This window comes from Ensifer sp. ENS08, from assembly GCF_014852195.1.
Classification (GTDB): domain Bacteria; phylum Pseudomonadota; class Alphaproteobacteria; order Rhizobiales; family Rhizobiaceae; genus Ensifer; species Ensifer adhaerens.
This window is the reverse complement of record NZ_JACVBF010000022.1, coordinates 55,566-67,883: the sequence shown is the minus strand read 5'-3', so window position 1 is coordinate 67,883 and position 12,318 is coordinate 55,566. Positions and strand designations below refer to the sequence as shown.

Genomic DNA, 12,318 nt, shown 5'->3' with positions numbered 1-12,318 from the left:
TCATTGATCTGGGTCAATGCGGGCGCAGGGCGACACGGCTACCTTGATTCCGGTTGCAATCGGGAGGCTCCCATGTTCCGCAACATCCTCGTACCCACCGACGGCTCACCGCTCGCGACGCTGGCCGTGGATGCCGCCATCACGTTCGCAAAGGAAGTGGGTGCGAAGATCACCATCCTTATCGTGACGGAGCCCTTTCACCTCGTTTCTCTGGATGCGGAGCAACTCAGCAACACCCGGGCGCAATATGAGGCGCTTTCCGAAGTGCACGCTGCCGAGACGCTTCGCACCGCTCGGACCAGGGCCGAGGCGGCCGGGGTTCGCTGTGTGACCGATCAAACCAGCGCTCATGAAGTTTACCTCGAGATCATCAGAAAAGCGCAGGATATCGGCGCCGATCTGATCATCATGGCTTCGCACGGCCGCAGCGGTGTCGGCGCGTTGATCATCGGCAGCGTCGCCGCCAAAGTTCTTACGCATTCGACCATCCCCGTCCTGATATATAGGAAATAGCACGAGGATTGAGACAAAATCGTCCGGAAAGGTGTGCATCGCCCGTCTCTGTAGGATTTACCAGTGCAAGGATGACAAGGCCAAACCACAAGGTGCGCTCAGGAGCATGCCATTTATTATTCCCCCTGATCGTGCAGCAGGCTCCCAACAGGTACTATGGCCTCTTGACGGGCAGATAGCATGCGATTGCATAAACCGTCCCATCGACGTGATCTCAGCCTTACAAAGCATCGTGCTACGCTTCATCTGGCTCAGGAGATCGCAATGCGGATAACGATCGTCTTAATGATTGCCGGCATCATTGCAACGGTTCCGACGGTCCACGCCCAGGACATGAAGCAGGGGCGCCAGCTCGCGCTTGAGGTTTGTGCTGCCTGTCACGCCGTCCTCGCAGATCAATCGCAATCGCCCATTGCTGAAGCACCGAGCTTCGAGACGGTTGCTGCGACACCGGGAATGACCGCAGCGGCGCTTAACGTTTGGCTCACGGCCCAGGACCATCCGACCATGCCGAACATAGTACTCTCGCAGACCGACGTTCAGGACATCTCGGCCTATATCCTCAGCTTGGGGGGACGGGAACTTGCACATTGATGACTGTGAAGGGGGACGTCGAAGGTGCTTGCGCCTCTCATTGAAGTTCCGGCGGTCGCCATGCTCGTGACCGGGGAGAAGGTGGCGTGCTCCGAGATTACCGGTGACATTACACTAACGGAGGCGGAGCTCGATGCGGCGCAGTCTTCCGCGGCGACGGGAACTCACCAGCTTGCCGAAGTGTACTCGGAACAGGAGTCTCAAACGGAACGTCCGGAGCGCGCGCGGTGATCGGCCTGGCATTCGAGCCCGGCCGCCGCCCCGAAACGCCGGACGCCGTCATCGACGTCGTGCGTCATATCCTGGCGTTGGCGCTCGAGGCCCAACAATCGAGAGGCAGACTATGATGGCCCGCAGCCATTGTTCTCGGTTCTGGATATCCTAAAGCCAGCCAAAACTTGGATTGTTTCAAGATGCATCGGAGCGCAGCTCACGGATCGAAGTGGGCAAAGCCGCCCTTATCAAACGAGGTCGCCGATCGGACCAGGCAACGTTTTAGTCATCGGCGATCGCAGCAGGATGTCAAACGTCTGTCCAGTGGCTTATCCTAGCCGATCCCTCGCGGTCGCTGTGTCCGTGACCTCCTTCTTTATCGGCTCATTGCGATCCGCGATGTCGATGGCCGCCGCCGACTGCCTGCTGTGCGCTAGCCTTGTCGCAGTTCCTTGCGAATGAGGACGAGGGTCGGATCATCCGTATAGGGAACTGCAACGAAACCCTGTTCCCGTTCCAGTTCGATTGCTTCATGGTTTGCGCGGCTTTCGAGCGATTCGAGGGATTTGGCGCCGGAGGCCTCTGCAAACCGGGCGGCATGGCGCAGCATTTCCCAGGCGACGCCCATGTGTTTGTGTTCGGTGCGAACGGAGATCGCGACTTCTGCTCTTTGGGTGGTCGTGTCGCAAGCGACCATGGCGCTGGCGATGATCGCCTCGCTATCATCGCTAAAGGCAAGGAAGTTCTCGGTCGAACTGTGATCGACCTGCGTCATGGACAAGAGACGCTCGTGGCTGACCTCCCTCACCCCGCCAAGAAAGCGGAAGCGCAGGTCTTGAGGCGTCAGATGAGCGAAGAATTCTGCCAGGCGCGCATCGTCTTCAGGACGCACCGGACGAACATGAAGGACAAGACCGCCGCGCGTCAAAAGATTGCAGCTCCAGACGTCGGCCGGGCATGAGCCTTTGGTTTCTAACTCAGTCGCGCTGCCCGTCTGAAGAGGTTGAGCGAAATCGGTCTCGACTATCACCTTGAGAGCTTTCGTGCGTGAAGCATTGCCAAAGGTCTCGTACGCATCGGCAATCTGACTGAGGTTGAAACGATGTGTGATCAGGTTTTTCGGGTCGATTCTTCCAGATTGCACCGTCTTTAGCAGTAACGGCGTTGTCGCCGCATCGACAAGCCGGGTGGTGATGGAGATGTTTTGCGACCAGAGAGTTTCCAGGTGCAAATCGGCCTTGACGCCGTGAACCCCGATGTTGGCAATTACACCCCCGGGTGCGACGATGTCCTGGCAAAGCTCGAACGTGGCGGGGATACCAACCGCTTCAATCGCCGTATCGACACCCTTGCCCTCCGTCAGCGTCATAACCTGTCGCGATGCATCTTCACCGCTCGCCTGTATTGTCTGTGTCGCACCGAGGCGACTTGCAACTGCGAGGCGGTTCTCGTCGAGGTCGATCATGATGACTTCGGCCGGCGAGTAGAGTTGCGCCGTCAGCAACGCCGCCAGGCCGATCGGCCCGCAGCCGACTATGGCGACCGTCCCGCCCGGCTGCACCTTGCCATTCAGCACGCCACACTCGAAGCCGGTTGGAAGAATATCGCTGAGCATGACGAGGGCCTCTTCGTCAGCGCCTCGCGGGATCGGGTAGAGGCTGGTGTCGGCATGCGGAATGCGGACGTATTCGGCCTGGGTGCCGTCGATCGTGTTACCGAGAATCCATCCGCCAGCGGTGCAGTGGGAGTACATTCCGCGACGGCAATAGTCGCATTTGCCGCAAGACGAGATGCAGGAAATCAGGACGTGGTCGCCCTTCTTGAACTGGCTTACAGCAGTCCCTGTTGCTTCCACGATGCCCACACCTTCATGACCGAGAATGCGGCCGGCCGTGCAGCTCGGCACGTCGCCTTTGAGAATATGCAGATCCGTCCCGCAGATCGTCGTCCTCGTGATCTTCACGATGGCGTCGGTTGCAGCGGCGATCGTCGGTATCGGCCGCTCCATGAGCGACTTGCGTCCCGGACCTTCATAGACGAGAGCCTTCATCGATTTCTCCTTCACAAGCTTCGCTGGGGTCGCAAGCATTGACGATTGTGCACATGCTGCCGCGACCCGGCTTTGACGACGGTCAAAGTTCGAGCGAGGTGCGCGCATTACGTGGAAATGGGGGGGCGGCATGTGCGAACGGCCGGCCAATGAACCGAGCTCCTGCAGGGGTCGGTCGCGCATTCGAGTACCGAGGCGGCGGCCCGACCGCGCAGGTAGGCGTTGCCTGCGATCTGGCCATCGTGATTTTGATCGGTGTCAAAGTCGAACTTGCTCCTGTGTGCGATGGTTGAAGGCGGAAAGCCGGACTTTCGCGATACGACCGTGCCGGCGTGGAGGGGGAGCAATGAAAAACAGCTCTGCGAAATTCATCCTTGCAAGTATCTTGAGCCTCGGTCCGGCACTCTCGGTGGCCGCGCAGGAACATGGCGACGCCGGCACGCTGGACCCCGCCAAGGCCGAAAAGGCCTTTGCGGCCAAGCCGCCCTACTCTCCCTATGTCGGCCGCAATTTTCCGACCCGCCCGCTGTTCGGCGACACGCATCTTCACACCGGAGCCTCATTCGACGCCGGGGCCTTCGGCGCGCGGCTGACCCCGCGCGACGCCTATCGGTTTGCCCGCGGCGAAGAGGTCATGGCGTCGAGCGGCCAGCCGGCCCGGCTGTCGCGCCCGCTCGACTTCCTCGTGGTCGCCGACCATTCCGACAATATGGGCATGTTCCCGGACCTGTTTGCCGGCAAGCCGGACGTCATCGCCGACCCGCAGGCCAGGACCTGGTACGAGATGATCAAGTCCGGCCAGGGTGGAAAGGCCGCCCTTGAGATCATCTTCAGCTTCAGCAAGGGTACCTTGCCGACCTCGATGATCTACGGACCCGATACCCGCCCCTACAAGAATGCCTGGCAGGATACGATCAAGGCGGCCGAGGAATACAACGAGCCCGGCCGCTTCACCGCCTTCATCGGCTATGAATGGACCTCGAACACGGCGGGCAACAACCTGCACCGCAACGTCATCTTCCGTGACAACGCTGACAAGGCGAGCGAGGTCGTGCCCTACACGACCCTGAAGCCGCTCGGCAGCGACAATCCGCGCGATCTGTGGAAGTGGATGCAGGCCTACGAGGACAAGACCGGCGGCAATGTGCTGGCGATCGCCCACAACGGCAACCTCTCCAATGGACGCATGTTCCCCATGATCGAATCCTTCACCGGCAAGCCAGTGGACAAGGACTATGTCGAGCAGCGCGCCCGGTGGGAACGACTCTACGAAACGACGCAGACGAAGGGAACCGGCGAGGCGCACCCGGCGCTTTCGCCCAATGACGAGTTCGCGAACTTCGAGATCTGGGATTTCGGCAACCTCGATGCCAGCGAGCGCAAAACGCCGGAGATGTTGGAGTTCGAATATGCACGCTCGGCCTTCATGAATGGTCTCAGGCTCGAGGCTCAACTCGGCACCAATCCTTACAAGTTTGGCCTCGTCGGCAGCTCTGACTCGCATACGGGCCTGGCGGCGATGGAGGAAGAGAACTTCTTTGGCAAAACGACCCCGCAGGAGCCGAGCCCGGAACGGCTAACGGCGACCTTTGTGAAGGACGCCAAGACCAACATCACCGTGATGGACTGGGAAGTCGGCGCTTCGGGTTACGCGGCGGTGTGGGCTGAAGAAAACACCCGCGAATCCATCTGGGACGCCATGCAGCGCAAGGAGACCTATGCGACGACCGGGCCGCGCATGCTCGTGCGTTTCTTCGGCGGCTGGGACTTCGGGCCGGCGGACGCCGAAAACCGCAACCCCGGCGCCATCGGCTATACCAAGGGCGTGCCGATGGGAGGTGACCTGACGGCCGCGCCCGAGGGCAAAGCCCCGACATTTCTCGTTGCCGCGCTGCGCGATCCGATCGGCGCCAATCTCGACCGTTACCAGATCGTCAAGGGCTGGCTCGACGACAACGGCGAGACGCACGAACAGGTCTATGATGTCGCCTGGGGTGGCGATCGCAAGCCGGGCGCAGACGGCAAGGTGCCATCGGTCGGCGATACAGTCGATGTCGCCAACGCCACATGGACCAACACCATCGGCGCGCCGGAACTGATCGCGGTCTGGAAGGATCCGCAGTTCGATCCGAAACAAAAGGCATTCTACTATGGTCGCGTCCTTGAAATCCCGACGCCGCGCTGGACGGCCTACGATGCCAAGCGTTTCGGAACGAAGCCGCTGGAAGGCACGCGCATGACCGTGACCGAGCGCGCTTACACCTCGCCGATCTGGTACACGCCATGATCCGGAAAAGGGACGGCGACCCGTGGGCGGGCGCACGGCGCGTGCGCCGATCGCCATCCGTCAAGCGAACGGAGAAGGGTATGTTGAAACGTATCCTGGCAGAGCCGCTGGTCCACTTCCTCGCGTTGACGCTTGTGATTTTCGCCGTCCATAATCTTCTGCGCGGCGGCGCTGATGCGCCTGAAGAAATCGTCGTAGGTGCCTCGAAAATCGAGCAGATGGTCACGGTCTTTTCCAAGACCTGGCAGCGCCCGCCGACGACGGACGAGCTGAAAGGCATGATCGACGACTATGTGAAGGAAGAGATTCTGGTGCGCCAGGCGCTCGAGCTCGGGCTCGACCGGGACGACACGGTCGTGCGCCGCCGTCTGCGCCAGAAGATGGAGTTCCTGAACGCCGCCGAAGCCGCCCCGGTGACAGTCACCGATCCGGAATTGGAAGCCTATCTCGTGGCCCATCCGGCGGCCTTTGCCACCGATGCGCAGTTGGCATTCGAACAGGTCTTCTTAAATCCGGCACGGCACGCCGATACCATCGCCAAAGACGCCGATATCCTACTTGCGGAACTCCGCAGCAACGACATGGCCGATCCGGCGCAGCTTGGAGATACATCGCTGCTTCCCGCGACCGTCGAACTCACGAGCAGGGCGGCGATTGATCAGATGTTCGGCGGTGCGCTGGCCGACGGGCTCGAAAAGGCACCGCTCGGTGAGTGGATGGGGCCAATCACGAGCAGCTTCGGCCTCCATCTGGTGCGGGTGACGGAACGCACGCCGGGTCAAGTGCCGCAGCTCGCCGACATCCGCGACGAGGTCGCACGAGAGTGGGAGAATGCGAGACGCACAGAACTCGAGCAGCAACGCTTCGGCGCATTGCTGGCCCGCTACGAGGTGAGCGTCGAAGCCCCCGCGCCTGTGGGAGGCAACCATTGAGAAAGCTTGGCGCCCTTCTCGTCCTGCCACTCCTCCTGCTCTTCGGCACCCCAGCCGTGGCCCATGAGGTTCGTCCCGCATTTCTCGACATCCGCGAAACGGCGCCCGACGCCTTCACCGTCCTCTGGAAGGTGCCGGCGCAAGGCCGGATGCGGCTGGCGCTTGACGCGCATCTGCCGAAACAATGCGCCGAAAGGGTCGCGCCGATACGGTCCTTCGAGGGCAGCGCCTATCTGGAGCGCCGGGTCGTCGATTGCGCGGGGGGATTGCGCAATGGCGAGATTGCCGTCAATGGGCTCAAAGCGACGCTGACCGAAGCGCTGGTGCGCATCGAGTATCAGAACGGCGGCACAGAGGTGGCGCGCCTGATGCCCGATGCACCCTCCTTCACGGCGGCCGGTGCACAGACGAGCCTCGAAGTCGCCCGGACCTATTTCCTGCTCGGTGTAGAACACATCCTGCTCGGTTTCGATCACCTGATCTTCGTCCTTGCACTGATGCTGCTGATCCATGATCGCTTTATGCTGTTCAAGACGATCACAGCCTTCACCGTCGCCCACAGCATTACGCTCGCCGGCGCAGCGCTCGGCTATTTCAGCCTTCCCCAGAAACCGGTCGAAGCGACGATCGCCCTCAGCATCGCCTTCGTTGCGAGCGAACTGCTGAAGGCGAGACCGAACGAGGTGCGTCTCTCCGAAGCTCATCCCTGGGTAGTCGCGTTCGCCTTCGGCCTGCTGCACGGCTTCGGCTTTTCCGGCGCCCTGAAGGAGATCGGCCTGCCGCAATCGGATGTGTCGCTGAGCCTAATGACCTTCAACCTGGGCGTCGAGGCCGGACAGATCCTCTTCGTTGCCACGGCGCTGGCGATTGCCTGGGCGGAGCGCGCCGCCATCGGTTTCCACCCCGCCTTTGCCCGCCGGGCCATGGCCTACGCCATCGGCACCAGCGCGATGCTCTGGTTCATTCCCAGGATCACTACCTTGGCGATTTGAGTGCCGTGGTACCGGGTCGAAAGCATGGAGCGTGCCAGGCTGGCTCCCCATTGAAATAGTTTAAGTCACATTTAGCGGATCATTCGGAGATGCAAGCATGAGCGAATTTCAGAACAAGGCCGTTCGGCTGACTGTGGCGTGCAGTGGCGCCGCATCGGTGACTAACCTTGGCGAATGTCAAAAGAGGTTCCTGACGGCCGCCCTTGAGCTCAACCGCGCACTTGATCACGAAATTGATCATGAGGTTGACCGGTCGTCGGAGGGAGCGGGGGCCACGAGGCGCATCGACCTCTTTATTGGTGATCTCATGAAAGAATTGGCGGTCGTCGGTCACCTGTTCGACATTGATATCATGCAAGCTGGACATAATACCCTCGATCGACGGATGGGCGAGATCAAGAGTGCTCTTATCCGGCCCTGACAAGTTTGAAAGGTGATAACGCGGGCAAATCCCTTAGAGGGTGTTGGAAAGGGGGGCGGTCCGGCCAACATGTGATGTTTACGGTGTGGTTTCGATGGAGGGCGTGGGCTGCGTCCAGCCACTGAAACAAGCTTTTAGGACTCTATCATGCCTGAGGGCCGCTCGGTCCGGCTACCCATTCCACGATCATCCGATACTGGACCTTGGCTTGCGAGTAGGTTCGATAGAAATCGAGAAGATCTCCCGTCGGGTCAGACAGGCGCTGGAAGCCGGAAACGAAGGCCATCACCGTACCGATCGTTGTCTGCCCTGTGATCACGAGATAGCCGCCAGCGAGCAGCACCATCAGCGAGCCGAGCGAGTTGGCGATGTTAAGCAGGGTCTTCAATCCAAATTTCAGCAGATAAAGTTCAATCCTGTTCTGAAAGATCGTCCGAATTGTTCGATGCGTGGCATGGAGTACAGCCGACTTTCTCGACGAACGGTCAACAGCCTGATCGCCAAGCCTTCGCACCAGGCCGATTTGCCGCTCGACTCGCGTGTTGAGGCTCCGCTGCAGGTACTTGGCGAGGAAGAACTGAGGGATCACGGCACCAACGCTGAATAGGGCGATCACCGGCTCCATGTAGATCATGTAGGCGAACACAGACATCATCATGCTGGTGTTGACGACAAACTCCGAAATGCTCGTCCCGACGAACCCGCCCACGGTGTCGACCTCGTTGCCAAGAACATTCGCAGTCTGTCCGCTTGCTTCGGTCGGCTGTCTCGCGCGCTTGCACGCGACTGGCGCCAGTTGGTCGCGCGCGGTTTTTATTGCGCTTTCGGCAATCCAGCCCTGATAGATAAAAAGCACATACTTCAGACAGGAATAGGCGCCCAGGACCGCGAGGTAGACAAATCCCAGTATAGCAAGTCGCCTGATATCCTTTGTGGCAACCGCCTCGTCGATAACTCGGCGTTGCAACTCGATCGGAATGAAGTTGAAGAGCGTGACGCCGATGGCGACTGCGCCGACGTAAAACTGGTGAAGACCGGTGACATTCCAGATGAATTTCCCAAAGGTCTCGTTCAGTTGAACGGGCGCAGATGGGCGGAGCGGCCTGATGCGGCGTGCTATCGCCCTCGAAAGGTTCCATCGCGGACGCGTCATTGACGGATTTTCTGTTTCTGTTGCCATGTCAGACCCCGATCACGTCGAATTTGAACACTGCCATTGCCCGGCCGGCTTATGTTTGACTGATAAGTCGGGTGGGCCCGAACAATTCCTCAGGGGACGGTCTTTCTCTCGTCAATCGCCCTCAAGGGCACGGTAGATTTCCTGTTCCTGGGCAAAGTGCAGTCTCACGACCGCTTCCAGCCCATGGAGCAGCCGTTGGATCTCGTAGAGTTGCTGCGGTTTCAGACCGGAAAAATCGATCGCCTGGCGCAGGGAGGTGAGAAGATGGACCTGGCGCTGAATTTCCATGTGGGTGCGGCTCATGCCGGCGAGGGCATGCGACGCGCCGAGCCGTCGGCGAAGCAACGGATACAAAACGCAGTCGTCTTGGCGTTCATGGGGAAGCAGTCTCTCACGCAACAGCGCATCCAAATCGGCCAAGCGTTGTCGCGTTTCCGGTTCGGGCAGATGCTGTATCCGTTCGGTCGTGTGCCGGATCTCGTCGACGACGGACATGAGGTTACGGTGTTCTGCTTCCAGTTCCAGGAGCTCTTGCTGTGACAGTTGATTGGCTCGACCCCATCGGCGAACCGGGTGTGCAAGCGCACGCAGGCCGTTCAGAATGGCGACGACGTCAATTGCCTCCTGAACAAGGGCGCCCTCGACCGGCGCGAGATAACCGAGCGCGGCAGCAATCATCCCTGTAATTGACAGCCCCATCCCGACGTAGACGCTCTGAAGTGCAATCCGCCGGGATCGTTTTGCTATGTGGACGGCACTGACAAGACGATCCAACCGGTCAACGAGAATGACGACGTCGGCCGCTTCCGTCGACGCTGCGGCCCCCCGGGCACCCATCGCGACCCCGACGTCGGCTGCGGCCAGGGCGGGCGCGTCGTTGACGCCGTCGCCCACCATCATGACCGGCCCGGCTCTCCTCTCCGTCTCAACCAATCGCGTCTTATCGTCCGGCTTCATTTCTGCGACGATGTTGTCGATGCCCAGAAACGCGGCCAGGCTTTTGGCGATATCAGACCGGTCGCCGGTAGCAAGCACAATTCGTCCAATGCCGGCTTCGCGCAACTGCCTGAGAACCGTGCCGGCTTCCGGCCTGACCTCATCGGCCAGAAGAAACGCTCCTACAAGGACGCCTTCCTCCGCCACTGCGACCGCGACCGTGCCCTCCCTCTTGATCCAGATCTCGATCTCGCGCGAGAAATCGGTGTCATCGATGATGGGACGGATGAAGTCCCATCCGCCGACGGCTATCTGCCGCTCCTTGATCCGGCCGGTGATGCCCGAGCCAGAAGATTCCCTCAGTTGGGATGGCGATAAAAGGGCGAGCCCGCGCTCGTGGGCGGCGGCGACAAGGGCGCAGGCGACGACGTGACGGGACGCCTGGTCGATCGAAGCTGCCAGCCGTAGAACCTCTTGCGGGGCAAGGTCGCTGCGAACCTTAGTCTCCAATAGCCGGGCCCGGCCGTCCGTTATCGTCCCCGTCTTGTCGAGCAAAACGGTCCTCGCGCGCGCAAGCATTTCGAGGGCACCGCCGCCCTTCACGAGGATGCCTTTGCGCGCGCAGCGAGACACGCCTGAGATGAGGGCGACCGGAACTGCGAGAATGAGCGGGCAGGGGGTGGCAACCACCAGAACCGCCAATGCCCTTGTCGCCTGTCCTGAAAGTACCCACGCGATCGTTGCCAGAAGAAGCGTCACCGCGAGAAAGCCGAGCGCGTAACGGTCCGCGAGACGAGACATTGGCGCCTTGGCGCTTTTCGCAGCCTCGACCAACCTTGCAATACCCGCATAGGTGCTCTCCTTCGCAACGCGCGAGGCGACCATTTCGAAGGGATCTCCCGGATTGACGGAGCCGCTCATCAAGTACTCTCCGGATCGATGAAGGACCGGCAGGGCCTCGCCTGTCAGAGCGGACTCGTCGAGCATTGCTGAGCTGCCTGTCAAGCGACCGTCAACTGCCAGGACCTCGCCGCTGCGCACTAAAATCCGGTCACCAGGCTCTATGTCGTCGATCGCGACTTCTTCGAATTGCTTGCCTGTGAAGCGTGCCGCGGTGCGCGGTACCCGGTCTAGCAGTGCCGTCAGTTCATGGCGTGCTCGCCGTTGGGCAAAATCCTCAAGCGCTTCCCCACCTGCAAACATCATTGCGATGATGATCCCGGCGAAATACTCGCCCAGCAAAAGCGCGCCGCTCATGGCGAGGGCTGCGATCAAATCCAGGCCGAATTCTGCTTTTGCCAGGCTTGTTCCGATCTCCGTGACCAGGCTCGCAAGGATGATTGCCGTTCCCACTCCCCATATCCATGCGCTGTGGTCGGGACGGTTGGCGAACCATGTAAGCGCGCCCCCTGCCAGGGAGACAGCGCTCACAGCAAGAAGCGCACGTTTCGGCGTTACTTCTTCTGGCCACCGAAGAGCAATTGTGTGCTGCGCGCTCAAGAGCCTGGTTCCTCAATTCAAAAACGCGGTCAGTCTCGCAGGCACCTTTGCACCAGGCCGACCGTTTCTTCTTCGCAAGCTTCAGCGGACGACAAGGACCGAGCAGTGCGCATCCTGGGCTATCTTCTTCGACACGCTCCCGAGGACCATCCTCTTGACGCGCCCAAGACCCCGGCTTCCTACGACAATCAAGCTTGCTTTGATCTCTGTTGCAGTGTCGAGAACGGTTTGGGCGCAATCCCCCACTTCCAGCCGCGCAGTGACATTCTCGACGCCGAGCCCGCGTGCCTCGTTTATTGCTTGCTCCACAATTGTCTTGCCGAGCGCCAGGGCGCTGTCATCGATGCCATCGCCGGACGTGCATGAAAGTTCTGCCGGCCTCGGCATGCCCGGGATCATGTTGCCGATGGGGAAGACCCGCCCGGAGCGAGAAGGGCCGTCTGTTGCGCTTGCAAAATTTGGTGAGGCAATGTGGAGAACGGTCAGGGGCGCGCCAATCGCCTTCGCAAGCCTTATAGCCATTGCGACGGCGTCGCGCGCGTTGTCTGATCCATCTGTTGCAACAAGGATATGGTCATCCATGGAAAACTCCTCTCAGAGCAGCGTCATGCATTGTCAATCCGCAAGCATTGATCGTCGTCAAAGACAGGATCGAAGTTAGCTGGCCACAAATGGGATGGGTTGATACCAGCGCGTGTGC

At 60.4% G+C, this 12,318-nt stretch carries 10 protein-coding genes and 1 pseudogene; 6 read left to right on the top strand and 5 right to left on the bottom strand.

Going from position 1 to position 12,318, the window contains the following annotated elements:
* Positions 1–72 precede the first annotated feature (72 nt).
* Positions 73–513 (top strand): universal stress protein, encoded by a 441-nt coding sequence (locus IB272_RS31160; RefSeq protein ID WP_192445714.1) that lies wholly within the window; start codon positions 73–75, stop codon positions 511–513.
* 264 nt (positions 514–777) lie between these two features.
* Positions 778–1,107 carry a c-type cytochrome gene (locus IB272_RS31155; protein ID WP_192445713.1) on the top strand — a complete coding sequence of 110 codons (330 nt, stop codon included), beginning with the start codon at positions 778–780 and terminating at the stop codon, positions 1,105–1,107.
* Between the two features lie 646 nt (positions 1,108–1,753).
* Here the strand turns inward: IB272_RS31155 and IB272_RS35185 are convergent.
* Together IB272_RS35185 and IB272_RS34795 are read right to left on the bottom strand one after the other, a co-directional pair.
* Entirely contained in the window at positions 1,754–2,095 is a 342-nt protein-coding gene (locus IB272_RS35185) for a GNAT family N-acetyltransferase (RefSeq protein WP_281436412.1), read from the bottom strand.
* Positions 2,096–2,338: 243 nt separating this feature from the next.
* Positions 2,339–3,370: pseudogene (locus IB272_RS34795) on the bottom strand (zinc-dependent alcohol dehydrogenase family protein); the annotation flags it as partial.
* Positions 3,371–3,716: 346 nt separating this feature from the next.
* Here IB272_RS34795 and IB272_RS31145 point away from each other — a divergent pair.
* The 4 genes from IB272_RS31145 to IB272_RS31130 all read left to right on the top strand — a co-directional run bounded on the left by IB272_RS31145 (position 3,717) and on the right by IB272_RS31130 (position 8,002).
* Positions 3,717–5,657, top strand: a complete 1,941-nt coding sequence (locus IB272_RS31145; RefSeq protein ID WP_192445711.1) for a DUF3604 domain-containing protein — start codon at positions 3,717–3,719, stop codon at positions 5,655–5,657.
* An 80-nt stretch (positions 5,658–5,737) separates the two neighbouring features.
* The gene (locus IB272_RS31140; RefSeq protein ID WP_246810486.1) at positions 5,738–6,589 is read left to right on the top strand and encodes a peptidyl-prolyl cis-trans isomerase; all 852 of its coding nucleotides are present in this window, start codon (positions 5,738–5,740) and stop codon (positions 6,587–6,589) included.
* Complete coding sequence (locus tag IB272_RS31135) at positions 6,586–7,581, top strand: HupE/UreJ family protein (RefSeq protein WP_192445710.1); 996 nt, start codon at positions 6,586–6,588, stop codon at positions 7,579–7,581. The genes IB272_RS31140 and IB272_RS31135 overlap by 4 nt, the downstream gene beginning before the upstream one ends.
* Before the next feature lie 97 nt (positions 7,582–7,678).
* Positions 7,679–8,002 (top strand): hypothetical protein, encoded by a 324-nt coding sequence (locus IB272_RS31130; RefSeq protein WP_192445709.1) that lies wholly within the window; start codon positions 7,679–7,681, stop codon positions 8,000–8,002.
* Between the two features lie 145 nt (positions 8,003–8,147).
* On the opposite strand, the gene IB272_RS31125 is transcribed toward IB272_RS31130, so the two are convergent.
* The 3 genes from IB272_RS31125 to IB272_RS31115 form a co-directional block, all read right to left on the bottom strand.
* A complete protein-coding gene (locus IB272_RS31125; protein WP_192445708.1) occupies positions 8,148–9,182 on the bottom strand; it encodes an ABC transporter ATP-binding protein in 1,035 nt (344 codons plus the stop codon).
* 111 nt (positions 9,183–9,293) lie between these two features.
* Positions 9,294–11,534 (bottom strand): heavy metal translocating P-type ATPase, encoded by a 2,241-nt coding sequence (locus tag IB272_RS31120; RefSeq protein WP_192445732.1) that lies wholly within the window; start codon positions 11,532–11,534, stop codon positions 9,294–9,296.
* A 165-nt stretch (positions 11,535–11,699) separates the two neighbouring features.
* Positions 11,700–12,200 carry a universal stress protein gene (locus IB272_RS31115; RefSeq protein WP_192445707.1) on the bottom strand — a complete coding sequence of 167 codons (501 nt, stop codon included), beginning with the start codon at positions 12,198–12,200 and terminating at the stop codon, positions 11,700–11,702.
* Positions 12,201–12,318: the final 118 nt, after the last annotated feature.

Coding starts and splice junctions, on each gene's coding strand:
- IB272_RS31160 (WP_192445714.1), top strand. CDS start 73: ATGTTCCGCAACATCCTCGTACCCACCGACGGCTCACCGCTCGCGACG.
- IB272_RS31155 (WP_192445713.1), top strand. CDS start 778: ATGCGGATAACGATCGTCTTAATGATTGCCGGCATCATTGCAACGGTT.
- IB272_RS35185 (WP_281436412.1), bottom strand. CDS start 2,095: ATGACGCAGGTCGATCACAGTTCGACCGAGAACTTCCTTGCCTTTAGC.
- IB272_RS31145 (WP_192445711.1), top strand. CDS start 3,717: ATGAAAAACAGCTCTGCGAAATTCATCCTTGCAAGTATCTTGAGCCTC.
- IB272_RS31140 (WP_246810486.1), top strand. CDS start 5,738: ATGTTGAAACGTATCCTGGCAGAGCCGCTGGTCCACTTCCTCGCGTTG.
- IB272_RS31130 (WP_192445709.1), top strand. CDS start 7,679: ATGAGCGAATTTCAGAACAAGGCCGTTCGGCTGACTGTGGCGTGCAGT.
- IB272_RS31125 (WP_192445708.1), bottom strand. CDS start 9,182: ATGGCAACAGAAACAGAAAATCCGTCAATGACGCGTCCGCGATGGAAC.
- IB272_RS31115 (WP_192445707.1), bottom strand. CDS start 12,200: ATGGATGACCATATCCTTGTTGCAACAGATGGATCAGACAACGCGCGC.